The sequence below is a fragment of the Ruegeria sp. AH12 genome, assembly GCF_056541465.1.
Genome location: NZ_JBQFYL010000001.1, coordinates 63,585 through 87,008, shown reverse-complemented (window position 1 = coordinate 87,008; position 23,424 = coordinate 63,585). Strand labels below are relative to the sequence as shown.

General features: G+C 57.7%; 25 protein-coding genes. 13 read left to right on the top strand and 12 right to left on the bottom strand.

Annotated features, from left to right (window positions below; translation table 11 throughout):
• Positions 1 to 12: 12 nt before the first annotated feature.
• Positions 13 to 600 (top strand): hypothetical protein, encoded by a 588-nt coding sequence (locus ACR0EL_RS00430; RefSeq protein WP_480497277.1) that lies wholly within the window; start codon positions 13 to 15, stop codon positions 598 to 600.
• Positions 601 to 622: 22 nt separating this feature from the next.
• On the opposite strand, the gene lepA is transcribed toward ACR0EL_RS00430, so the two are convergent.
• Positions 623 to 2,422, bottom strand: coding sequence for a translation elongation factor 4 (lepA, locus tag ACR0EL_RS00425; RefSeq protein WP_480497275.1), 1,800 nt, complete (start codon positions 2,420 to 2,422; stop codon positions 623 to 625).
• Positions 2,423 to 2,478: 56 nt separating this feature from the next.
• On the opposite strand from lepA, the gene ACR0EL_RS00420 reads away from it, so the two are divergent.
• The 3 genes from ACR0EL_RS00420 (at position 2,479) to ACR0EL_RS00410 (ending at position 5,119) form a co-directional block, all read left to right on the top strand.
• The gene (locus tag ACR0EL_RS00420; RefSeq protein WP_480497273.1) at positions 2,479 to 3,618 is read left to right on the top strand and encodes a hypothetical protein; all 1,140 of its coding nucleotides are present in this window, start codon (positions 2,479 to 2,481) and stop codon (positions 3,616 to 3,618) included.
• 164 nt (positions 3,619 to 3,782) lie between these two features.
• Positions 3,783 to 4,091 carry a hypothetical protein gene (locus ACR0EL_RS00415; RefSeq protein ID WP_353013611.1) on the top strand — a complete coding sequence of 103 codons (309 nt, stop codon included), beginning with the start codon at positions 3,783 to 3,785 and terminating at the stop codon, positions 4,089 to 4,091.
• A 65-nt stretch (positions 4,092 to 4,156) separates the two neighbouring features.
• Positions 4,157 to 5,119 carry a LysR family transcriptional regulator gene (locus tag ACR0EL_RS00410; RefSeq protein ID WP_480497271.1) on the top strand — a complete coding sequence of 321 codons (963 nt, stop codon included), beginning with the start codon at positions 4,157 to 4,159 and terminating at the stop codon, positions 5,117 to 5,119.
• Here ACR0EL_RS00410 and ACR0EL_RS00405 read toward each other — a convergent pair.
• Complete coding sequence (locus ACR0EL_RS00405) at positions 5,086 to 5,547, bottom strand: low molecular weight protein-tyrosine-phosphatase (RefSeq protein WP_480497269.1); 462 nt, start codon at positions 5,545 to 5,547, stop codon at positions 5,086 to 5,088. The genes ACR0EL_RS00410 and ACR0EL_RS00405 overlap by 34 nt on opposite strands.
• 28 nt (positions 5,548 to 5,575) lie before the next feature.
• Between ACR0EL_RS00405 and ACR0EL_RS00400 the strand changes: the two genes are divergently transcribed.
• The gene (locus ACR0EL_RS00400; protein ID WP_480497267.1) at positions 5,576 to 6,268 is read left to right on the top strand and encodes an NAD-dependent deacylase; all 693 of its coding nucleotides are present in this window, start codon (positions 5,576 to 5,578) and stop codon (positions 6,266 to 6,268) included.
• A 61-nt stretch (positions 6,269 to 6,329) separates the two neighbouring features.
• Positions 6,330 to 6,938, top strand: coding sequence for an HdeD family acid-resistance protein (locus ACR0EL_RS00395; RefSeq protein WP_480497265.1), 609 nt, complete (start codon positions 6,330 to 6,332; stop codon positions 6,936 to 6,938).
• 94 nt (positions 6,939 to 7,032) lie between these two features.
• On the opposite strand, the gene ACR0EL_RS00390 is transcribed toward ACR0EL_RS00395, so the two are convergent.
• From ACR0EL_RS00390 to meaB, 5 genes are all read right to left on the bottom strand, one after another.
• The gene (locus ACR0EL_RS00390; protein WP_480497263.1) at positions 7,033 to 7,512 is read right to left on the bottom strand and encodes a copper chaperone PCu(A)C; all 480 of its coding nucleotides are present in this window, start codon (positions 7,510 to 7,512) and stop codon (positions 7,033 to 7,035) included.
• 46 nt (positions 7,513 to 7,558) lie between these two features.
• A complete protein-coding gene (locus ACR0EL_RS00385) occupies positions 7,559 to 7,909 on the bottom strand; it encodes a hypothetical protein (protein WP_480497261.1) in 351 nt (116 codons plus the stop codon).
• Positions 7,910 to 8,305: 396 nt separating this feature from the next.
• Positions 8,306 to 8,593: a 50S ribosomal protein L28 gene (rpmB, locus tag ACR0EL_RS00380; RefSeq protein ID WP_039532366.1), complete on the bottom strand. Its 288-nt coding sequence runs from the start codon at positions 8,591 to 8,593 to the stop codon at positions 8,306 to 8,308.
• Positions 8,594 to 8,712: 119 nt separating this feature from the next.
• On the bottom strand, positions 8,713 to 9,903 hold the full coding sequence (locus tag ACR0EL_RS00375; RefSeq protein ID WP_480497258.1) for a Hint domain-containing protein: 1,191 nt from the start codon (positions 9,901 to 9,903) through the stop codon (positions 8,713 to 8,715).
• 143 nt (positions 9,904 to 10,046) lie between these two features.
• Positions 10,047 to 11,024 carry a methylmalonyl Co-A mutase-associated GTPase MeaB gene (gene meaB, locus ACR0EL_RS00370; protein ID WP_480497256.1) on the bottom strand — a complete coding sequence of 326 codons (978 nt, stop codon included), beginning with the start codon at positions 11,022 to 11,024 and terminating at the stop codon, positions 10,047 to 10,049.
• A gap of 122 nt (positions 11,025 to 11,146) precedes the next feature.
• Between meaB and hrpB the strand changes: the two genes are divergently transcribed.
• Positions 11,147 to 13,597 carry an ATP-dependent helicase HrpB gene (gene hrpB / locus ACR0EL_RS00365; RefSeq protein ID WP_480497255.1) on the top strand — a complete coding sequence of 817 codons (2,451 nt, stop codon included), beginning with the start codon at positions 11,147 to 11,149 and terminating at the stop codon, positions 13,595 to 13,597.
• Between the two features lie 161 nt (positions 13,598 to 13,758).
• Positions 13,759 to 14,220, top strand: a complete 462-nt coding sequence (locus ACR0EL_RS00360; protein WP_480497253.1) for an NUDIX hydrolase — start codon at positions 13,759 to 13,761, stop codon at positions 14,218 to 14,220.
• Between the two features lie 280 nt (positions 14,221 to 14,500).
• Here the strand turns inward: ACR0EL_RS00360 and ACR0EL_RS00355 are convergent, their stop codons facing one another.
• Both ACR0EL_RS00355 and ACR0EL_RS00350 read right to left on the bottom strand, forming a co-directional pair.
• The gene (locus ACR0EL_RS00355; RefSeq protein ID WP_480497251.1) at positions 14,501 to 15,499 is read right to left on the bottom strand and encodes a 2-dehydropantoate 2-reductase; all 999 of its coding nucleotides are present in this window, start codon (positions 15,497 to 15,499) and stop codon (positions 14,501 to 14,503) included.
• Positions 15,500 to 15,573: 74 nt separating this feature from the next.
• Complete coding sequence (locus tag ACR0EL_RS00350) at positions 15,574 to 16,536, bottom strand: pirin family protein (RefSeq protein WP_480497249.1); 963 nt, start codon at positions 16,534 to 16,536, stop codon at positions 15,574 to 15,576.
• A gap of 270 nt (positions 16,537 to 16,806) precedes the next feature.
• Between ACR0EL_RS00350 and ACR0EL_RS00345 the strand changes: the two genes are divergently transcribed.
• Complete coding sequence (locus ACR0EL_RS00345; protein ID WP_480497247.1) at positions 16,807 to 17,283, top strand: twin-arginine translocation pathway signal; 477 nt, start codon at positions 16,807 to 16,809, stop codon at positions 17,281 to 17,283.
• Between the two features lie 38 nt (positions 17,284 to 17,321).
• Positions 17,322 to 17,888, top strand: coding sequence for a ferric reductase-like transmembrane domain-containing protein (locus tag ACR0EL_RS00340; protein WP_480497245.1), 567 nt, complete (start codon positions 17,322 to 17,324; stop codon positions 17,886 to 17,888).
• Here the strand turns inward: ACR0EL_RS00340 and argF are convergent.
• Together argF and ACR0EL_RS00330 are read right to left on the bottom strand one after the other, a co-directional pair.
• Positions 17,885 to 18,811: an ornithine carbamoyltransferase gene (argF, locus tag ACR0EL_RS00335; RefSeq protein WP_353013640.1), complete on the bottom strand. Its 927-nt coding sequence runs from the start codon at positions 18,809 to 18,811 to the stop codon at positions 17,885 to 17,887. The genes ACR0EL_RS00340 and argF overlap by 4 nt on opposite strands.
• A 76-nt stretch (positions 18,812 to 18,887) precedes the next feature.
• Positions 18,888 to 20,075: an acetylornithine transaminase gene (locus tag ACR0EL_RS00330; protein WP_480497243.1), complete on the bottom strand. Its 1,188-nt coding sequence runs from the start codon at positions 20,073 to 20,075 to the stop codon at positions 18,888 to 18,890.
• 302 nt (positions 20,076 to 20,377) lie between these two features.
• Between ACR0EL_RS00330 and ACR0EL_RS00325 the strand changes: the two genes are divergently transcribed.
• Positions 20,378 to 21,271, top strand: coding sequence for a DMT family transporter (locus ACR0EL_RS00325; protein WP_480497241.1), 894 nt, complete (start codon positions 20,378 to 20,380; stop codon positions 21,269 to 21,271).
• Here the strand turns inward: ACR0EL_RS00325 and ACR0EL_RS00320 are convergent.
• Positions 21,253 to 22,056, bottom strand: coding sequence for an ABC transporter permease (locus ACR0EL_RS00320; RefSeq protein WP_480497239.1), 804 nt, complete (start codon positions 22,054 to 22,056; stop codon positions 21,253 to 21,255). The genes ACR0EL_RS00325 and ACR0EL_RS00320 overlap by 19 nt on opposite strands.
• Positions 22,057 to 22,181: 125 nt before the next feature.
• Here ACR0EL_RS00320 and ACR0EL_RS00315 point away from each other — a divergent pair, with 125 nt between their 5' ends.
• Together ACR0EL_RS00315 and ACR0EL_RS00310 are read left to right on the top strand one after the other, a co-directional pair.
• Positions 22,182 to 22,757 carry a GcrA family cell cycle regulator gene (locus tag ACR0EL_RS00315; RefSeq protein WP_480498387.1) on the top strand — a complete coding sequence of 192 codons (576 nt, stop codon included), beginning with the start codon at positions 22,182 to 22,184 and terminating at the stop codon, positions 22,755 to 22,757.
• 5 nt (positions 22,758 to 22,762) lie between these two features.
• The gene (locus ACR0EL_RS00310) at positions 22,763 to 23,407 is read left to right on the top strand and encodes an NUDIX hydrolase (protein ID WP_480497237.1); all 645 of its coding nucleotides are present in this window, start codon (positions 22,763 to 22,765) and stop codon (positions 23,405 to 23,407) included.
• Positions 23,408 to 23,424 lie beyond the last annotated feature (17 nt).

Sequence of the window (23,424 nt, the reverse complement as noted above, 5' to 3'; positions counted from 1 at the left end):
CGGTGGGACATCGTGGATTTTACCTATAGCCCTCCCAGAGATGACAAACGGGCCGAAAGTTGCAAGGTGCACGAAGAAAGCATCAGAATTGTAGGCAAGTGCAAACGATCAGAGGAAAAGTCTAGCCTCATTGAACGAGCTATTCAGCCTTCTGAAAAGTCGGCGATTGAGAGCGGTCATTCGTTAGCGCTCGTTCGGCCTACCGATGTTTCTTTATCTTGGGAGCGCTTATCCAAATCTGAAATTGAAGCTGACCGGCAAAAGTTTGCAGAACAAGCTAAGCAGCTATCGCTCTTAGAAGAGGAGCTTGCAGCTTACGAACCCTGCCCTTTCAGGTTTAAACTTCGGTACGAAGATGCTGATGGTGAACATACCAAGACCTGTGCAGACTGGGAGACATCAGCTGCGTATTTTAACCTTCGCCACTCTTACTCAGAACCCCAAGTGCTCCAGCATCTACAACGAACCTATTGTGATGAATATGTCGAAACCGGATTAGTGTTGGCACTTGGTAACATGAAGAGACGTCCCCAAACGTGGCAACTTCTTGGAGTGTTTCCAGTTAAGGAACCGCCTCAAAAAGACCTGTTTAGCCTCTGAACACTCATGGGATCGGACAGCCTTAGCTATCCATCTTCAGCGCTGAAATAAACGCCTCCTGCGGAATATCCACCTTCCCGAACTGGCGCATCTTCTTTTTCCCCGCCTTCTGCTTGTCCAGCAGTTTGCGTTTCCGCGTGGCGTCGCCTCCGTAACACTTCGCGGTCACGTCCTTGCGCAGCGCCGAGAGGGTCTCGCGGGCGATGACCTTGCCTCCGATGGCGGCCTGGATCGGGATTTTGAACATGTGGCGCGGGATCAGGTCCTTGAGCTTTTCACACATCGCCCGGCCCCGCATCTCGGCCCGGTCGCGGTGAACCATAGTTGACAGCGCGTCGACCGGTTCGTCATTCACCAGCACCGACATCTTGACCAGATTGTCCTCGGTATAGCCGGTCATCTGGTAGTCGAACGAGGCATAGCCCTTGGTCACCGATTTCAGGCGATCGTAGAAGTCAAAGACGACCTCATTCAGCGGCAGGTCATAGACGACCATGGCGCGGCTGCCCGCATAGGTCAGGTCCAGCTGGATGCCGCGGCGGTCCTGGCAGAGTTTCAGCACATCACCGAGATATTCATCAGGCACCAGAATGGTCGCCTTGATGCGAGGTTCCTCGATATGGTCGACCTTCGACGGATCGGGCATATCGGCGGGGTTGTGCAGCTCGATCATCTCGCCGTCCTTCATGTAGACGTGATAGATCACCGACGGCGCGGTGGTGATAAGCTCGATATCATATTCGCGTTCGATACGGTCGCGGATGACTTCAAGGTGCAGAAGGCCGAGGAAGCCGCAGCGGAAGCCAAAGCCAAGCGCTGCTGAGGTTTCCATTTCAAAGCTGAAGCTGGCATCGTTGAGCGCCAGTTTGTCGATTGCGTCGCGCAGGTCTTCGAATTCGGAACTGTCGACGGGGAAAAGGCCACAGAACACCACCGGCTGCGCGGGCTTGAAGCCGTCCAGCGCGTCCTCGGTGCCGTTGCGATCATTGGTGATGGTGTCGCCGACGCGGGTGTCGCGAACCTGTTTGATCGAGGCGGTGAGAAAGCCGATCTCACCGGGGCCCAAGGAGTCGACCATCTCCATCTCAGGCCGGAAGACGCCGACGCGGTCCACATGGTGCAGGGTGCCGTTCGACATGAACTTGACCCGCATGCCCTTTTTCAGCGTGCCGTCCATGATGCGGACCAGAACGATCACGCCCAGATAGGCGTCGTACCACGAATCCACCAGCATCGCCTTGAGCGGCGCGTCGAGATTGCCCTGCGGTGCGGGCAATTGCTGCACGATGGCCTCCAGCGTCTCATGGATGCCCTGCCCCGTTTTGGCCGAGACCTGAATGGCGTCGGTCGCGTCGATGCCGATCACATCCTCAATCTGTTCGGCCACACGGTCACAGTCGGAGGCCGGCAGGTCGATCTTGTTCAGCACCGGCACAATCTCATGATCGGCGTCGATGGCCTGATACACATTCGCCAGCGTCTGCGCCTCGACCCCTTGGGTCGAGTCCACGACGAGCAGAGAGCCCTCGACCGCGCGCATGGAGCGGCTGACCTCATAGGCGAAGTCCACGTGGCCGGGGGTGTCGATCAGGTTCAGCACGTATTTCTCGCCATTATCGGCGGTATAGTCGATGCGGACCGTGTTGGCCTTGATGGTGATCCCACGCTCGCGCTCGATATCCATGCTGTCGAGCAGCTGTTCCTTCATGTCGCGATCCTTGACCGTTCCGGTCTCTTGGATGAGCCGGTCAGCAAGGGTGGATTTGCCATGGTCGATATGCGCGACGATGGAGAAATTGCGGATATGAGCGAGGTCTGTCATGGGTTGGGGATATGTAGAGGAATCGTGGGTTGGTCAAGGTGGATTGGAATACGACAATGAATGCGCCAGAAGCTGAACTTCCAATTTCTGAACTAGCCTGGCTCGACCAACGGCCTCGCGATGAGCGATTGCCTGTTTTAGCGCGACACGCTTTGCGTTGTTTTAGTTTTTCGAACGACTTCATAATTCATTCACACTGTACAGAAGAAACTGAGAAAGTTGCGCTAAGGGCAGCCAGACTCTGTATCGCGCTATGCACAAACAGCGCGAACCTTTTTGAAGACGACGTCTCCATCAAAGATATTCGCGTTCTTTCGTCGGAAAACTCCGCACAAACCACTGGGATGCTTTTCCGGCACCCCGTGGGTATGTCGGCTCTAAACTCTATTATCTCTGCCTTTGAGGGCCAAAACGACGAACGCTATTCCGAATGTGTGCGACATTCTTTGCATGATGCCGCTGAGGTGAGTCCTCAATTGCCACTTGCATTCGCTGCCGATGTTGATCGCCTTAGAACTGGGGACGCCCTACCACACAAGCAAAAAGCACTTGACGAAGCCTCCGAAGAAGCAACCAAATTCGGATTGCATGATCATGTTTTATGGCCGGAACACCCAATTGGTGTCAGCCACTTTGACACTCCGAAACGCCACGGACCATGGGAGTTCTGGCGTTCTTGGCACAAGAGCTTTTTCCACGGAGTGCCCATCGATTGGGGGCTTCAGCGGCAGATATCTATGATAGATGGCGAGATTTGGAATGCAGGCCCGAAGATTGTAGCGCACGCTATCGACAACCTATTGGCAAGGTGGGAGGTCGAGAAAGCTCTCAGGGAGTTGAAAGATCATCGGAGAGTCCAATCAGCAACGCGCCACGGCATCGGTGGGAACAACCCACCTGAGAGTATTAAAGAAAAGAGTTTTTTCGGTTCCGTGACATTGCTTTGGGAAGCCACAGAAGAACTCTCAGAGGCGCTTGAACAGGAAAACCCTGAACGGGAATGGGTCGAGAAAATTCTCGAGAAGCTCAAAACTGGCTTCTTAGCTCTCGCCAAGTGGATTGGGCGCAAGGCCGACCTCGCGGTGGATTCGGTTATCGTAACTGCGATAAAGCAAAGTGGGCCGTTGGTAGGCGGTTACTACGCGCTCGATAAGCTAATAAAAGCCATCGAAGACTGGTTGCCTTACTTGCCCTGACCGGTGCCGGGCTGAAGCCCGGCCTACGGGGTGGGGTGTTTCCGACTCGTGTATTCACTTTTTCGCATCCCATGATTGATCCCGATTCCAGTTTGATTCATACTCCGCCGCAGACTGAGAGGGGCGCAAGACCCCTCCGGGCAGGCAAAGAACGAGGCTCTAGCATGAAACAGTTCCTCCTCATCGCATTTTGTGCGGCATCGCTGACGGCGGTGGCTCCGGCAGCGGATGCGACACAGATCAAACGGGCGTGTTTGGCGTCGGACCGAGAGGCGGCGACGCGGGCGCGGTGCTCTTGCATCCAGCGCGTGGCGGATCAGGCGTTGACGCGTGGCGACCAGAAGACCGTTGCCAAGTGGTTCGAAGACCCCCATCAGGCGCAGGAGTTGAAGATGTCGCAGACCGCGCGCGATGATGCGCTGTGGGATCGGTATCAGAACTTTGGCCAGATGGCGCAAGCGATCTGCAGCTAACCCCTGTCAGTCCTTGACCTGCCCCGCCCTGCGCCCCAGAAAAGGCGCAGCGAAAGGTATGTGAGATGGTGATGAAAGGGCTGACCCTGCGGGGCCTCGAAGTATTCGAGGCACTGGCGCGGACCGGATCGGTGGCGCAGGCGGCCGAGATCACGGGGCTCAGCCAGCCCTCGGTTTCCCAGCAATTGCGCAATCTGGAAAAGGCCTTGGGCACAGATTTGGTCGACCACGGACGGCGGCCGATGCGGCTGACGCAGGCCGGGCGCAGCTTTTTGACGCGCGCGCAGGCGGTTTTGGCTGAGCTGCAAATGGCCCAAAGCGAATTGACCGTGATGGATCTGGGGCATCTCACCACTTTGTCCATCGGCCTGATCGACGATTTCGACAATGACCTGACGCCGCGTTTGGCGACCCTGCTGGCCGACAGTCTTACCCGGTCGAAATTCAAGCTGATCACCCTGCCCAGCCTTGACCTGTTTGCCGAATTGGACGCACAGCGGCTGCATCTGGCGGTTTCCGCCCATAGCGGCGAAGTGCTGGAAGGTGTCATTGAATACCCGCTGGTGCAGGACCCGTTCATACTGGTCGCTCCGGCTGGCGCGGGTGATGCGCAGACCGTCGTGCAGGACCTGCCTTTTCTGCGCTACGCGCGTGAGCAGCTGATCAGCCGCCAAATCGAAGGCCATCTGGCCCGTCAGCAGATTGACTATGAAGAACGGTTCGAGATCGGCTCGCACCTCGCGCTGATGGCCATGGTCGCACGCGGTCTGGGCTGGGCCATTACAACGCCGCTGGGCTATATGCGCGCGGCGCGGTTTCACGACGAAATGCAGGCCCATCCCTGCCCGTTTGGCGCATTTGCTCGCACCATTTCATTGTTCACCCGAACGGACTGGTCCGATCAGGTGCCACAAGAGGTGGCGGGCATGATGCGGCGCTTGATGCAAAGCCAGATCATTGATCCGGCGACGGCGAAACTGCCCTGGCTCAGTGATCAATTGAAGGTGCTGGACGACCCATCCAAGTGATCGACCAGCCCGGCGACGGCGATCTCGATCAAATCCAACGCCCCGTCAAAATCCCGCGTATAGTAAGGATCGGGTACATGATCGGCACGGGCTTGGGGCGCGAACTCTGTCAACAGCCGAACGGGCGTGTCGTTTCCATCCGGCCTAAGGGCTTCGATATTCGCGATGTTGTCGGCATCCATTCCTATGATCAGGTCGAACTGATCAAAATCCTCAGCCACAAACTGCCTGGCGCGCAGATCGCCTAGCTCAACGTCGCGCGCGCGAGCCGCGTTTTGCATAGCGCCATAAGGCGGGTTGCCAATATGCCAACCCGCAGTTCCAGCACTGTCGGCCGTGTGATGCGGGGCTTGGGCGCGAAACACACCCTCGGCCGCAGCTGACCGACAGATATTGCCCAAACACACAAAGAGGATACGCTGTGTCATAAGCAATCTTCTATCGCGCAGAGGGCAAATGGAAAAGATCGTCATTCTCACCGGAGCAGGTATTTCCGCTGAAAGCGGGCTCAGCACTTTTCGGGATGAAGGCGGGCTATGGGCGCAACACAGGATCGAAGACGTCGCGACGCCCGAGGCGTTTGCCCGCAATCCGGCGTTGGTTCAGGGCTTCTACAATGCCCGCAGGGTTCAGGCCGCCCAGGTACAACCCAATGCTGCGCATCGGGCCCTTGCGCGGTTGCAACAGGATTGGCTGGGCGATGTGGTCATCGTCACACAAAATGTGGATGGCTTGCACGAGGCTGGCGGCGCTTCAGGAGTGATCCATATGCATGGTATCCTGTCTGGTGCATTATGTGCAGCTTGTGGCCATCGATGGACCGCACCTCCAGAAATGGCCCCTGACGAGCCCTGCCCGGCCTGCAACGCCCCGTCCGGGCGGCCTGATATCGTCTGGTTCGGCGAGATGCCCTATCATATGGAAGACATTTTCGATCATCTCACCACTGCTTCGATCTTTGCTGCAATCGGCACGTCTGGTCAGGTCTACCCCGCCGCTGCCTTTGTGCACGAAGCGCAGGCAGCCGGGGCCCACACGATTGAAATCAATCTTGAGCCGACAGGCGGTGGTTTCGATGAACGGTTGCTGGGCAAAGCAACCGAAACTGTACCAAGATGGGTTGATCGGTTGCTGATGGCAAAGACTTAAGACAACATGGGTGGCAAATTGCACGACCAAATGCATCACCTCCTTCAGAGGAAACCGCACCATGACAGATCAAGACCCAAAAACCGGTGAAATTCTCGAAGACGGCAGCATGGCCGACCGCGACCAGCTTAGCGCTCAGTTGTCCAGTCTTTGGTGGACCTTCTTAATTCGCGGCGTTTTGGCCGGGGCTGTTGGAATTGCCGCACTGTTCTGGCCCTCTGGCAGCATTGCCTTGCTGCTGCGTCTGGTTGGGGGCCTGCTGATCATTGATGGCGGGTTAACGCTGCTGGGCGTCGGACGCCGGGGCCTGTTGGGCGGCGCGGCCATTGGCGCAGTGCTGATCGGCCTAGTTTTGCTAATTTGGCCCGAGGGCACCGTGAAGCTGGCCTTCTTCCTGTTGGGGGCCTGGGCGCTGATTATTGGTATCGGCTCGCTGGCTGCGTCGCAGCAGATGCATGAGCGTGATCCGCAACGCGGTTCGATGCGCGGTTCGGGGATTGCGGCACTGATCGTGGGTCTGGTGTTGATGATCTGGCCCGCCATTGCGCTGGTCGCGCTGGGATGGGCGATTGCCTTCTCGGCGCTTGCCATTGCGGTTGTCATGTTCTGGCTGGCAAACCGTCTGCGCAGCGCCAACGACCGGATCGGCATGAAGACCATTCATCGCTAGGGACTAACACTTGCCACTATGCAAACAGGCCGGGCATTGCCCAGCCTGAGGCATGGATGACGGCCGCAAAGCGGCCCGAAGACAGGCGTTGCTGCTAGTTCGAATGGGATTCGTGGTCGTGACCATGCTTGTCCTGGCGCTCCAGATCCACTGGAACGTCAAGCACGACCTCTCCGGCCTGCTCAAACACCAATGTAACAGGAACCGTGGCACCATGCTCGAATGGAGCCTTCAACCCCATCAGCATCACATGCGCACCACCGCGTTTGAGCATGTAGGTCTCGCCTGCCGGGATGGTAAAGCCTTCCTCGACATGGACCATCTGAGCCACGCCGTCATCATTGATCTTATGCGTGTGCAACTCTACCCGGGCTGCGGCATCTGATGTTGCACTGATCAAGCGGTCATCCGTCTCGCCCTGGTTCTGGATCATCATGAACGCGGCGCCCGCCTTGGCGGTTTTGCCGGATGAACGGGCGTAGGCGTCGTCAACAACGATCTGGCTGTCAGCAAAGGCTGGAACGGCCAGAAGAACGGTTGCAAAAGTGGCGAACAGGGTTGTTCTGAGGGACATTGTGTCTCTCCTTATCTGTTTGGTCGTCTGAAAACTATGAATGGGATCAGACCAGGACAGGAGGTGCACGCGCAGGTGTGTCCGGGACGGGCGATGCGACAAGGTTGCCTTTTTCGCGCAAAGGCGTGGGAAGCCGATGCGCCGGGACCTCGGGCTGCGCGGGTTGTGCATCCGCAACCGCCCCCAACAGGGTCAGCGCATAGTCGGGGCAATAGTGTGGTGGGGCTGTAGGCTGTCCATTTGCGTCAACATAGACAACAACGGGGCCGTTTCCGGTACATAGGACCATCTGGCCCGTCGCCATATCCACGCCACGCGACGCCGCAATGCTCTGCCCGGTCAGAACCAGTAGCAAAGACAAAATTACCGGCAAAAACTTATGAAACGCAGAGCTCATCCTGACCTGCATATAGGCCAGACAGATGAAACGCTTCAAGCGCCAAACGGTCGCGCTTGAAGCGTCTCTTAGTAATCCAGCCCAGGCCGTTTAACGACCCCCTTAGTCAGACTGGTATGGGAGCGATTCACCTGACGCTGAATACGCGTGCAGGCCAAAATTGCTTTTTTGAGAACGGTCGAAAGCAACAGGAAAATATAGAAACTCTTTAACGACATCACTCGGCCCCCACCCAAAGAATGTAGTCAACATACGCCCTACATCTGCGCGCGTATGTGAACTGTTTCACGGTCGTTACAATTTATTTGAACTTTTTTGGGGCCCGAGCTGAATCGCAAAACGAAAAACCCCGCGCCAATCCGGTACGGGGTCATTCAAGCGGAATGTCAAAGAAGGTTACGCCGACGCTTGTGCCTTGGCGATTTCCTTTTTCACTTTCAATGCGTTCGCAGACAGCTCTTCGTCCTTGGCTTTCGCCAGGAACGCGTCCAGACCACCGCGGTGGTCGACAGAACGCAGGGCAGCCGCCGAAATACGCAGCTTTACGCCACGACCCAAAGTCTCCGACTGCAGGGTGACATCGTTCAGATTCGGCAGAAAACGACGACGAGTTCTGTTTTTGGCGTGGCTGACATTGTTGCCAGTCATCGGGCCTTTTCCGGTCAGTTCGCAACGGCGCGACATGGTTTCTTCCTTTGTTTCTGGAGGCCGGGCAAAACGCCTGCGGCCAAATCACAAGGGGCGCAACCCGAAGTCGCGCCCGAAAACTGGTTGGATGCGTGTAGTGGGAATCGCAGGTAGGGTCAAGACAGGTAACGCGGAATATTTGCGCCCCCTATGCCTTCACCACATGCGAGTGTGTTCGGCGCATGCAACAGAGGTTTATCGTTCTTTATATGGCGCGAGATCAGTTGGGCCTGCTGTTTGCCCCGTGGGATTAGGCGCGCCGGGTCAGGGCTGTGATCGTGATCCGCCAGCTCCGGGAATATCTTGAATACCTCACGCCGCGCGGCGGCGCTGAGCGATTTCAACGCCTCGGGCCCGGTATACAAGCTCTCGGTTGGGGCGCCTTCGGCATAGATCACCTCATGCCGGTCAAACAGCAAGTGGAAATACTCGACCGATTGCACCTCGTGATCCACATAGATACCCGGCAGTGAGGTCAGCTTGATCGCCGGAATAAGAACTTCAGCTGCTCCGAACATGCGCTGCGCGATTTTGGATTGAACCAGCATCCGGTGCTGGCGCGAGACCAGCAAATCGCGGCGAGGCGTCCCCTGCCCCAAGGCGCCTGCCACGATGCGCACCGGGCGCAGTTTGGGGTCCTGTTCAAGGTCACGGGTTGTGAACGCCCGCCGCCCTGCCCAACGCACTGTTTGGGATCCCAAACCAACCGTCTGGACCCTGTCCCCGGCCGAGATGTTCTGAATCGGGCAAAATCCACAATCCGTCGCGATCAGAGTATCGCGGGTAAAGCACGGAAACCCGGCACCATTTTCGAATCCTGTATACGTGACAGTTGTTCCCGACGGCAGGGTAAACGAACCGCTGGACAGCGAATAGCTCGTGCCAGCCACAACTGTGATTGTGCCGAACGTACTGTCAGTGATCACGGTGCCTTCGGGTAGGTTCAGCGTATCGGTACCACCGCCGCCTTCGACTGTACCTGACACGCTGGTGCTTTGGAAATCGAGCGTATCGTTGCCATTCCCCAATGCGATGCTGCTGATGTCGGACCCACGGACAACGACGGTATCCGCGCCCCCTCCGGCATTCAGTGTTCCGACTGTGCTGCCGGTGATGGTAATATCGTCACTACCCCCGTTGCCACGTACAACCCCGATAACCGTGCTGTTCGTAACCGTGATCTGGTCGCTGCCACCACGGCCGCGAATATTGTTAATCGGTGCACCCTGAGGGGTACCATTCAACGTACCGTTGTCATCGGTAACGTCGATTATGTCATTGCCATTGGTACCCCTTATATTGGGCATGGTCCTCTATTCCCAAGCAGCAGGCAGGTCTAAGATAGCAACCATTTACACGACCAGATCGGCACGATCCGATAGAATACGCAACCATATTGCGATGAGACGCCGCGCGCATCAAGGCCCGGGCCCAAACATCCGAACACTGATCAGATGGCAGAGAGTTTTGATAACATATGCCGCGCAGCGGTCGTGGGGCTGATCGTACCTTGACCCACCTCAGTGCTCAGCTCATCCATTTCCCGGCGCGCCTCGGGTGTGTCGAGACGGGCCAGCAGAGCATGCCGAACCTCTTGATCAAACCAGTAGCGGGCCTGTGCAGCTCGGTTTGCAGTCCAAAACCCGTTGTCCCGCCGCCATTGGCTGAGCGACAGTATTTCTGCCCAGGCTTGGTCGAGGCCGTGTTCTTCAATAGCTGAGACTGTCATCGCTTTGGGAAACCCCTCCGGGTCCTGCGGGCGTTTGCGTAACAGGCGCAGGGCACCGGCATAATCCGCGCAGGTGCGTGTCGCCGTCGCCTTCAGGTCACCATCGGCCTTATTGATAAGGATGATATCTGCCATCTCCATTATTCCGCGTTTGACGCCCTGCAACTCATCTCCGCCCGCCGGAGCAAGCAGCAGCAGGAACAGATCGGAGAGCTCGGACACCACGGTTTCCGACTGGCCGACCCCCACGGTTTCGATCAGCACGACATCATTTCCTGCCGCCTCACACAGCGCGATGGCTTCGCGCGTGCGACGGGCAACGCCACCTAACTGGCTTTGGCTGGGTGAAGGTCGGATAAAGGCGTTTGGGTCACGGCTCAGACGTTCCATCCGGGTCTTGTCACCCAGGATCGATCCGCCCGACCGGGCCGAGCTTGGATCAACCGCAAGAACAGCAACACGCAGGCCTTGCCCGGTCAACATCATGCCAAAGCTTTCGATAAAGGTGGATTTCCCAACGCCGGGTGTACCCGACAAGCCAATCCGCAGAGATTGTCTGCCTGATTGCGCCAGATAACTCAGAAGCTCCGAGGCCTGCTCCCGATGATCTGCACGGATGCTTTCGACCAGCGTGATTGCGCGCGCCAGAGCTCGGCGTTCACCTTGCATGATCCTTTCACCCAATTCAGCTATGTCCATCCGCCCGGCCTTTTTTGGAGATTTGCCCTAAATGACGGTGCCGCGCCGTAATTGTCCAGAGCACATCCAGTGTTTTGGCTGGGCCTTCTGGACGTTGACCGGCGCTTTGGCGATAAGGCGGTATGACACGACTGCCGATAGACGACGCGCTGCCCGACCTGATTTCAGCCCTTCGGGACCATGGGCGCGCCGTTCTTCAAGCCCCGCCCGGCGCGGGTAAGACAACCCGCGTTCCTCTGGCAATGCTAAAGGCCGGGCTGTGCACCGGCAAGATCGTAATGCTGGAACCCCGCCGTCTGGCCGCACGCGCTGCGGCTGAACGCATGGCCGAAACACTGGGTGAGCGCGCGGGTCAAACCGTCGGCTACAGGGTCCGTGGTGAGGCCAAAACCTCGAACGCCACACGGATTGAGGTCGTGACCGAAGGCATCCTGACCCGAATGATGCAATCTGACCCTGATCTTCCCGGTGTCGGGGCCGTGATCTTTGATGAGTTTCACGAACGATCCCTGAACGCTGATCTGGGTCTGGCATTATGCCTTGAGGTCGCCGGGGCGCTTCGCGATGACCTTATCCTGGTGGCGATGTCGGCCACGCTGGACGCTGAGCCTGTCGGGCGGTTAATGGAAGCCCCTCTCGTGACCTCGGAAGGGCGCAGCTATCCGGTTGAAACCCGCTGGCTTGACCGCCCGCTGGGCCCACAGGCCAGACGGTTGGATGCGCTGATTGATCTGGTTGAAACAGCGGTGTTCGAAACGGAGCAGATCGGCGGCGGCGTTCTGGTTTTCCTGCCCGGCGAAGGTGAAATCCGACGGGCCGAAACAGCGCTCAGCCAGCGCTTGCCAAAGACCTGCAAATTGCGCCCCTTGTTTGGCGCCCTGCCCTTTGCCGCCCAGCGCGCGGCCATCGCACCGGTTGAGGCCGGACGCAAAATCGTGCTGGCAACGTCAATCGCAGAAACCTCGCTGACCATCCCCGACATCCGTGTGGTCGTGGATATGGGCCAAGCAAGGCGGGCGCGGTTCGATCCGGGCTCGGGCATGTCGCGGCTGGTGACCGAGCGTGTCACGCGGGCCGAAGCCACCCAGCGAACTGGCCGCGCGGGCCGCGTGGCCGAAGGCGTCTGCTATCGGTTGTGGTCAAAGGGCGAGGAAGGTGCCTTGCAGGCCTATCCGCCCGCAGAAATCGAGGCCGCTGATCTGACCGGGTTGGCGCTAGAGCTTGCCTTATGGGGTGCAGAAGCTGGCGATCTTGCGTTTCTGACCCCTCCGCCTGATGGCACACTGGCCGAGGCACGATCCCTGTTGCGAATACTTGGCGCGCTGGATGACAAAGGACGCATCACAGATCACGGGCGGCGTTTGGCATCCCTGCCCTTGCACCCACGTTTGGGCCATATGCTGGTTCGCGCCGGAACACAGTCAGCCCCGCTGGCTGCGTTACTGGCAGAACGAGATCCCCTTAAGGGCGCTCCGGTCGATCTGACCTTCAGGATGGCTGCGATACGCGATACACGCGCCTTTCAAAGGGAAAAGCCCTGGCAGGTCAATCCAAGCGTAGTGGATCGGATCAAGGGCGAAACGAAACGTCTGCGCGCGATGGTCCAACCTCAGGACGAAACCCTCAGCGCCGCAGCAATGGCAGCACTCGCCTATCCCGACCGGATCGGGCAACGGCGCAAAGGGGATACACCACGCCATGTCCTGTCGGGCGGCAAAGGCGTGGTGCTTGAAAACGACGATACCCTGGCCAATGCGCTCTATCTTGTCGTGCTCGACACCGATGGGAACCCACGCGAAGCCCGCGTGAGGATGGCGGTTCAGATTTCCGAACGCGATATCCGCGATCAGTTCGCCGACCAGCTGTGTTGGGTTGATACCTGCGCCTGGTCCAAGCGCGAACGGCGCGTGATCGCACGTCAGCAGGAACGGCTTGGCGCAATCACCCTGAGCGACCGCCTGTGGAAAGACGCCCCCGATGACACCGTGGCACAAGCTATGTTGGACGGTGTGCGCGATCTGGGGCTGCGTCTGGAAGGCGCCGCCGCGCGTTTTGCCGCGCGGGTCGAACTGGTGCACGCCGACGGAGTCGATCTGCCGGATTTTTCAATCGAAGGGCTGATGTCTTCTCTCGAAGATTGGCTATTGCCTATGCTGTCTGGCGTGCGCAGCGCCGAAGACTGGAAACGCTTTGACCTACTACCCGCGCTTCGGGCGCGGCTGGATTGGGAACAGATGCAAGAGTTGGATAAGCGCGCGCCGGGGTCTTTCATCACGCCATTGGGGCGCAAAGTGCCAATTGACTATGGCACCGACGTACCCGAAATCGCGGTTCGCCTGCAGGAGCTTTTCGGGGTTGCGCATCATCCCGTTGTCGCAGGCGCGCCGCTTAAGATCACCCTGCTGTCCCCTGCACAGCGCCCAATTCAGATCACGCGGGATTTGCCCGGGTTCTGGTCCGGGTCCTATGCGGATGTCCGCAAAGATATGCGGGCGCAGTATCCCAAACACCCCTGGCCCGAAGATCCAACGCAAGCAGACCCAACCTTGCGCGCCAAACGTCGCAAAAGCTGAGGCAGATCGGGGGCATCAACCACCAAATCCCACAAAAAGACACATATTTCCTTAAAAATGGGTAAAATATTAATCTTTTGGTCACGGATTTGTTGAAATATCCTGGCTCAATGGTTAACTGAACGGCCGAAGAATCGAGAAAAGCACCTGATATTTTGACTATGTCACATTGGTTTCGCAACATATGGGAAGAGGTCGCAAAACCCCTGTTTCTGCGCCCGCGCCGGGTGCAATTTGCAGCCCTGTGCACGCGACAAACCGATGCGGGCCCCGAGGTTCTGCTGATTACCAGCCGCGATACCGGGCGTTGGATAATTCCAAAAGGTTGGCCGATTGATGGGCTGGATGGCGCAGAAACCGCCGCGCAAGAAGCCTGGGAAGAGGCCGGTGTTGAAGCTGACATGGTTGAAAAGAACCCGTTCGGCCACTTCACCTACGACAAAATACTGAAAGACGGTTCCGCACAGCCGGTTCTGACAAGCGTCTATCGTGTTGCGGTGCGCGCGCTGGCCGATGAATTCCCCGAAGTTGGCCAAAGAAAGCGCAACTGGGTTACCCCCAAAACGGCGGCCACTTTGGTCAGAGAGCCGGAATTGCAGGCCTTGCTACTGAAGATCGAGTAGCACGTGTCGCAACCGGTAAGAACTCGCCGCCCCGGCACTCGGAAACCACGGGAAAATTAAGTCCGCAAAGTCTAGTATCGCGCGGCCGCGCATGGTGCTCAGTTGAAGGTCTTGATGGGGCTAATTAACTTGGTCGGTCCGGCAATCCGGAGCAAGCATTGATCGTTCATGCTGCTGCGGAGATAGTCCGGCAACATAGATCGACGTTGGAAAACGCCCGCTGTCAGCGCCCGGGCAAATCCGCCAAGAACATCAAAGGCACAGTCTTGTCCAGACTGATCTACCTGCCTCTGACGGCCTTTGCCTCGGGCCGTATCTCCTGTGGGCGCATGGGCGGGGTGGGTCGCTGTTGGATCAAATCAGAGACTCGAGCACAAATTGGTGTATTCATGCCTGTTTGCTCTGCGAGACGCATAACCTCACCTTGAAGGCTATCGATTTCCGTTTTGCGACCCTGCATCAAATCATAGGCCATCGAAGTGCGTGCGGTTGGGTCAATCGTCAGCATCTTCGACGCAACACGCATAAAGATCGGCGTTGGCAGACGCAGAATGAAAGGTGTCAGGTTGGCGGGTAGCGGCGTGGTCGACGCGACCGGCTTGCCCGCAGCTTTCAGCACATTCAATGCCTCGGCCATTTGATCGGCCATCAGGCGGCGCCACTGGCGATCCATCAGCTGATCGACAAGTGTTAGTCCGGACAAGGCGTTCAGCGCGTTGTTTAAGTTGATGACCAGTTTGCCCCACTGGACCGCTTCGATCTGATCGCTTGCCGAGATTGGCAGATTAGGGCTGTTCAGGCGTTCAGCAAGGTTCCCAGGGCCGGTCTGAACTACGATGTCACCGGATGTGGCACAGTGGTAGGTTGCGGGTTTAATCGGGACCACATTAAACGGCACCATGCCCGCACGCACGTCATAGTCGGGCAATGCGTCGCGCAGGGTTTGGGCATTCTGCATCCCATTTTGCCAAGAAAGAACGGGCACCCCTTGTGCCGCATGAATGGCAATCAGACCTGCCATTTCAGGCGTGGCCCCTGATTTTACCGTCACGATGATCGCATCGGCACCACCGAGGCACTCAGGATCATCGCTTAGAGTCAGCTTCTGCGCGGGCAGATGGCGATGCAGCCCCGCATAGTTGGTAACCGTCAAGCCCTGCTCTCGGATCGGTTCCAATACCCGGGACCGCCCAAGCAATGTGACCTCGTGACCGGCATCGGCCAGCAGCGCGCCGCAATAGCATCCGATACTGCCGGCCCCAGCAATGACAATCTTCATGGCGATCCCTCCGCTTTGGAAAGGATCACCGGGTTCTCAGCCCGGGACAAGCCCATCGCCCAATGACGTCGCGTTCACCGTGCAAGGCGGGGTTTGGTGCGTTCCAATTCCTCTGAAATCGGAATGAACTCCTGATCATCCCCGGGCGGCAGATGGAAGGCGCCATTGGCCCAATCTGCGGTTTTCCACTCGCGCGTTGCGGTTTCGATCTTTTCTTTAGACGAGGATACAAAGTTCCACCAGATGTACCGGTCCTCGTTCAATGTCGCGCCGCCCAACAGCATGAGCCGCGCGCCAAGAGGCCCTGCCGTGACCGAAAGTTTGTCTCCCGGACGGAAAACCATCATGCGCCCCGCGTCAAATCTGTCTCCGGCGATCTCAACCTGACCTTCGGTGACATATACGCCGCGATCTTCATGATCGTCAGGCAGCGGGAAGGTTGCGCCAGGGTCGAGTTGAACATCCAGATAGAAGGTTTCAGACAGCATGGTCACCGGGCTTGTTTCGCCATAGGCTGTACCCAAGATCAGCCGCGCGCTGACACCCGCATCCTGAATATGCGGCAATGCAGCCTGTTTGTGATGCTCGAAATCAGGGGCCATGTCTTCATGTTGTTCTGGCAGTGCGATCCAGGTCTGGATACCAAACAGACTGTTTCGCTTGCCTCGGGTCTCATCGCTGGTGCGTTCTGAATGGGTCACGCCGCGTCCGGCAACCATCCAGTTGACCTCACCCGGATAGATCATCTGGTGGGTTCCCAGGCTGTCGCGGTGCTCGAACTCACCCTGATAAAGATAAGTCACGGTACCAAGCCCGATATGAGGGTGCGGGCGCACGTCTATTCCACCTTCTGTAATAAATTCTGCAGGTCCCATTTGATCGAAGAAAATGAAAGGTCCCACAAGCTGCCGCTGAACCGAAGGGAGTGCGCGGCGCACTTCGAACCCTCCGAGGTCGCGTGCACGCGGGATGATCAAAGTGTCCAATGCCGGGTTTTCGGAAAGGCATTCGGGATTGTGGGTCGGATTCCAACTCATTCCTGCTCTCCCAGTCGGGCGGCCCGAGGGGCCATGTTGCGTTCGTAAATGTGAATATAGGGCGAAAAGCGCGCAGAAAAAGCGCATCAGCGCACAGTTTGCGTGCAGGGAGATATCAGTATTCGCAACAGGCACCGAACCTCACAGAGGCGTGAGGACGAAACCTTGCGATTCCATTCGACTCGACCTCGGAATCGTCCGCGCATGTGCTATCTTTGGATATAGAGGCATTGAGCCAAGGGCTGCATTAGGTTCGACAGGAGAGTATCTATGACCCGCCTACTAATCACGCGCCGGAACCTGATCGCGACCGGAACCGCCGCATTAGCAGGCGGATTTACACCGGCACTGGCGGCTGGCGTTGCTCCTACACTATCGATGCGAGGTGGGTCGAACAATTATCGCCCGGGCGCTCCGATCGTTGAACGGATCGGTGGCGGCGGCTTTTGGATGACAGGCACGGTGCGTCGCGCGGGCGATGGGGCTCCCTTGCCGGGTCAACGCATCCAGATCTGGGCCCATACCACCGAAGGGCACGAGCGCGATCCGCAAAGCCATGGCGCGACACTAACGGATGCAAATGGTGAGTTCCGGCTGGAAATGCCACAAATCGTTCCAGCCTTTGGTCAACCGCATGGTCACCTGGCCTATGACAGTGGCGCCTTTGAGACTGTGTTCCTGCGCCCCGTGATGTCCAGCTCTAAGGATAAAACGCTGGCTGCGCATTTCGTGTTGCAACCGATCTGACCCACGTGATCCTTAAAGTCGTACTCTGGGCGAGCCTGTTGACCGCACTGTTCATTCCTTTGATGGTCGCAGGCTTCAGCCCATTGCTGGCATGGCGCGACCCTGTCTACATTGCGGCTGGTTTTTCGGGGATCATCGGCCTGGGTCTTCTCTTGGTTCAGCCCCTGCTCGCCGCCAGAGACCTGCCTGGCCTGACCCCAATGACCAGCAGAAACCTGCATCGCTTGTTGGGCGTCACGCTGATCATCGCCATTTTGTTGCATGTCGGAGGTTTGTGGATCACCAGCCCGCCTGACGTTATTGATGCCCTGCTATTTGTATCACCGACGCCATTTTCAGCCTGGGGTGTTGTCGCGATGTGGGCCGCCTTTGGCGCCGCTGTGCTGGGCCTTTACCAAACGCGTCTACACCTTAGGTTTCGCATTTGGCGGCTGGGTCATGCGGGTCTCGCAACCATCACCATTCTCGGCAGCGTGATCCATGCGATGCTGATCGAAGGCACCATGGGTATTATGAGCAAGGCCGCACTCTGCGTTCTGGTGGTTTTGGCGACCGCGCGGGCGCTCGCCAAATTGCGGGTATGGGATGTGAAGCGAAGGGCTTAGACGCCTAGACACCAGCGCATCACCGCCTTTTGCGCATGCAGGCGGTTTTCGGCCTCATCAAAGATGACCGAGTTTGGGCCGTCCATAACCTCGGATGTTGCTTCTTCTTCACGGTGTGCGGGCAGGCAATGCATGAACAGCGCATCCTGTTTCGCATGGGACATCAGTTCAGCGTTGACCTGATAAGGGCGAAGCAGGTTGTGGCGACGCTCTTTCGCGGACTGAGAATCATGCATGGACACCCAGGTATCCGCCACAATCAGGTCAGCCCCTTCAACAGCTTTATGTGGGTCGCGTTCGACGACGACCTTTGAGCCCCGCTGACGCGCAAAGCCCATGAACTCTTCTTCGGGGTCGAACTGAGCCGGGCCAGTAAAGGTGAAGTCAAACCCGAACTGTCCGGCAGCATGCAGGAACGAGGCGCAAACATTGTTACCGTCCCCTGTCCAGACGACCTTTTTGCCTTTGATCGGTCCGCGATGTTCTTCGAAGGTCAGGACATCGGCCATGATCTGGCAGGGGTGGGTCCGGTCGGTAAGCCCGTTGATCACGGGCACGTCCGAATACTCGGCCATTTCGGTCAGAATGGTTTCGTCAAAGGTCCGGATCATGATCATATCCACATAGCGCGACAGAACGCGGGCGGTGTCGGCGATGGTTTCGCCATGGCCCAGCTGCATGTCCTTCCCTGACAGAACCATAGTCTGCCCGCCCATCTGGCGGACGCCTACATCAAAGGAAACACGCGTCCGGGTTGATGGTTTTTCAAAGATCAGCGCAACCATGCAGCCCTTGAGGGGCTGTTCATCATCCGGCGCGGCTTTGCGGCGACCCAAACGGGCCTGTTTCATTGCGCTGGCCTGATCGATCATCGCTCTAAGGGACGCGGTATCGGTTTTGTGGATATCAAGGAAATGGTTCATGACGTATCGCTTTTGGTTGTCGACGGACGGGGGCTCTGCCCCCGAACCCCCGAGGTATTTTTGAACAGAAGAAGGGTCAGGCGGTGGCAAGTTGGCCTTCGACCTGTGCGGCGGCCTTGTCGAGGCGGATCAGGGCTTCGGCGATGTCATCCTCGCTGAGGGTCAAGGGCGGTAGCAAGCGGATCACGTTGTCGGCGGCGGGCACAGTAATGACCTGGTTGTCATAACCTGCGTTGACGACGTCGATATTGGCCGCACTACATTTCAGGCCCAACATCAAGCCAGATCCGCGCACCTCTTCAAAGACATCCGGATGTGCGGCAACCAGACCTTCGAGCTTCTGACGCATCAAGCCCGCTTTGCGGTTAACGCTTTCAAGAAATGCGGGCGTGGCAACCTGATCAATCACGGCGCAGCCAACGGCGCAACCCAGCGGGTTACCTCCGTAGGTGGAGCCATGAGTGCCTGCGGTCATGCCGCTGGCAGCCTCTTCTGTGGCCAGCACTGCGCCCAAAGGGAAGCCTCCGCCAATGCCTTTGGCGACCATCATGATATCCGGGGTGATGCCCGCCCATTCATGCGCGAAGAGTTTGCCAGTGCGGCCCACACCGCATTGCACCTCATCCAGGATCAGCAGGAGGCCGTTTTCATCACAGATCTGGCGAAGGGCTTTGAGTTCAGCGTCGGGAACGGGACGGATGCCTCCTTCACCCTGAACTGGCTCAATCATGATCGCCGCTGTTTTTTCGGTGATGGCGTTGGTGACGCCGTCGAGATCTCCGAACCTTAGATGCACAAAGCCGGGCAGCAGAGGGCCAAAGCCCTTGGTCATCTTCTCGGACCCTGCAGCGGCGATACCAGCCGAGGAGCGGCCATGGAACGAGCCATCAAAGGTGATGATCTCGACCTTCTCGGGCTGACCCTTGTCATAGAAATACTTGCGGGCCATTTTTACGGCCAGTTCGCAGGACTCGGTGCCCGAGTTGGTGAAGAACACGGTGTCGGCAAAGGTATGTTCGACCAGCTTATCGGCCAGCGCCTGCTGCTGCGGGATTTGATAAAGGTTCGAGACATGCCAGAGCGCATGCGCCTGTTCTGTCAGCGCATTGACTAGCGCGGGATGCGCATGGCCCAGCGCGTTCACCGCGATCCCGGCGCCGAGGTCCAGAAAACGTCGGCCATCCGCCTCGATCAGCCAGGCGCCTTCGCCCTTCACAAACGTCAGGGGCGCACGGTTATAGGTCGGCAGAACGGACGGGATCATCGGATCATCCTTTTCAAGTAGCTTAAGCCCTGTGAGTGATACACCGGGGCCATGGTCGTCAACTAATTTGGTGAGATTTGCGGCGCTTTGCACGGCGCAAAGAGATCAAACTGAGCGGTTACGCAGAAAAGCGTCGGCGTCGGAGGCGCAGGATATGTGCGGTTTTGATCATGCGGGCCGTATAGCGGCCCTTAGCGGTTCTGGAAACCCATAATTTGCGTCGCGCAAGAAATATTGCTTGGTATCGCTGCGCCTTGCAGTTACGTCTTGCCATTCTTTGCGCTCTGCCCCACCGGTAGACCATGTTCGAACCCAAGGATCAGAATCCGCCGCTGGCCGCCCTGCTGATTTTCGCCGCCAGTGCCTTTATTGCTGCAACGACCTTGTTGGCCAAGGCGTTGGGAACAGAAACGCTCGGCCCGCCGCTTCACCCAATGCAAATCAGCCATGGGCGATTTCTGTTTGCGTTTGTGGTGATAGTCAGCGCAGTAGGGATTCTGCGACCGCAGTTGCGGCGCCCCCATTGGGGGCTTCATATTGGTCGAACAAGCTTTGGCTGGCTTGGCATCACGCTGATGTTTGCCTCGGTCGCGTTCATTCCAATCGCTGATGCAACCGCAATTTCCTTCTTGAACCCCGTCTTTGCGATGGTGCTTGCAATTCCTTTGCTGAAAGAGGGTGTTGGACCATGGCGCTGGCTGGCTGCTGCTGTATCGCTGACAGGTGCGTTGATCCTGCTACGCCCAACCCCTGAAAGCTTTCAGCCCGCAGCATTGTTAGCCTTGGCGGCGGCCGCCGTAATAGGGATGGAACTGATTTTCATCAAAAAACTCTCAGGCAAAGAAATTCCCATCCAAATCCTACTGGTGAACAACGCGATGGGATTGGCCATTGCATCCGTTGCGGTCGTCTTCGTCTGGCAAATGCCTAACCCAGCACAATGGGCTGCGCTAATTGGAATCGGTGTGTTGATGGCCTGTGCCCAAGCCTGTTTCGTGAATGGTATGGCGCGTGCGGATGCCTCATTCGTGGCGCCGATCAGCTATGCAACACTGATCTTTGCAGCGATCTATGATTTTGCCGTGTTTCGCGTCGTGCCGGATCCGGTCAGCATCATCGGCTCGTCCATCATCATTGCCGGAGCGTTGATCCTGGTCTGGCGTGAAGCGCGGCAGCGTCAGGCCTTGAGTCGGTAACCCTTGCGCAACATCCACCATGTCATCGTACAGACCAGCAGAATGGCCAGGCTGCACACAATGCCCCCCAAAACGGGAGAGCTGTCCGACACACCGATCATGCCATATCGCAACCCGTCGATCAGATAGAAAACCGGGTTTACATGGCTGATCGCGTTCAGAACCGGAGGCAGGGCGTCGACGGAATAGAATGTGCCCGACAAAAACGCCAAAGGTGTAACGATGAAATTGGTTATCGCAGCCATCTGATCAAACTTGTTGGCAAATATACCGGCGAACAGGCCCAACGCGCCCATGAAAGCGCCTCCGAGAAGCACAAAGACCAGTGTGACCAAGGGATTCTGCGGAGCGATCGACAGGAACACCCAAAAGGCCAGGGCCACAACGCAGGCGATCAATGCGCCCCGTGCGATCCCACCTGCCAGGTAACCCAACATAATCTCAAGAGGCGACAGGGGCGGCATCAACGTATCAACGATATTGCCCTGCACTTTGGCGATCACCATCGAAGAAGACGTATTGGCAAAGGCGTTTTGAATCACTGTCATCATCATGATGCCCGGCGCAAGAAAGGTCAGGAATGGCACACCCATCACATCCGGCCTGCTGGGACCGATGGCGATGGTAAAAATCAGCAGAAACAAACCAGCCGTCACCAAAGGGGCTAGTAGAGTTTGTGTCCAGACCGCCAGAAAGCGCAGAGTTTCGCGCTGCGCCAGCGTATAAAGCCCCATCCAATTCACCGCGCCGAACCGGCGTGTGCCCTGATCCACAAGATTCTGCATGTCTGCCCCATAGCTGATTCGAAGACCGCTTGTAACTCGGCCCGCAGTGATTAGAATAGGGCGCTGAAACGAATTCCCAAGGCGGCCCGAATCCGGGGCCGCTTTCCGCTTTTGAAAGGCAAATGATGTCCTGGACTGACGAGCGTGTAGAGCTGCTGAAGAAGATGTGGGGCGAGGGCCAGTCGGCCAGCCAGATCGCAAAAGAACTGGGCGGCGTAACCCGCAACGCGGTGATCGGCAAGGTACACCGTCTGGGCCTGTCCAACCGCGCAACTGGCGCAGCTCCGGCGAAATCCGAACCTAAGGAAAAGCCTGCCCCCTCACCCAAGGTCGAGGCGAAGCCCAAAGCTGCGCCCAAGACTGAACCCGCTCGCCCCACACCAGCGCCTGCAGCCGAGTCAAAACCTGCGGTTCCCGCCCGCCGGCAGATCATCCCGGCCGGCCAACCGTTGCCGCCGCAGCCTTCGGCCAATGAAATCAGCCCCGAGGCATTGGCCAAGGTCAACGAGGTTGAGAAGAAGGCCAAGAAGCTGACGCTGATGGAACTTACCGAAAAAACCTGCAAATGGCCCGTGGGAGACCCGGCAACCGATGATTTCTGGTTCTGCGGTCTGCCGGTTGAGCCCGGAAAACCCTATTGCGAGGCCCATGTAGGTGTGGCGTTCCAGCCCATGAGCTCACGCCGCGACCGACGGCGTTAGAGCCAATGCGCCAGGGCTCCACAACGTTAGAGGATACCTGGCTTACCCGCGCAAAGCGCCTGCTGGCGCTGGCCGAAACAGGCCAGCATTTCACAAAAGACCCGTTCGACCGCGAACGCTATGACGAGATCGCAAACATGGCCCGGTCCATGCTGGCTGATCTTGGCCAAGTGCCCATATCAAAGATTGAAGCGCTGACCGTCGATCATACAGGCGGCTATGCCACCCCCAGCATCGACATTCGCGGCGCCGTTATCCGCAATGGGCACATCCTGTTGGTGCGCGAGCGCAGCGATGGAAAATGGGCCCTGCCCGGCGGATTTGCAGACATCGGCAGTTCACCCGCCGAGAATATCGAGCGGGAGGTCTGGGAAGAGGCGCGCCTGCGTGTTCAAGCCCGCCATTTATATGCGCTGCGCCACAAGGCGCGGCACCCCTATCCTCCAGACGTTCGGGATTTCTACAAACTGTTCTTCCTGTGCGACGAGTTACAAACCCAGTCCCCGGAACCCGGCCCGGAAACCAGTGAGGCGCGGTTCTTTCCGGCTGCGGCGCTGCCCGAGCTTTCTTTGACACGCAACATCGAGAGCGACATCAATGCTGCCTTTGAAGCTGCCAAAGCTGACAGTCCGAGTGTGCAATTTGATTGATCGCAGTGTGACCACTG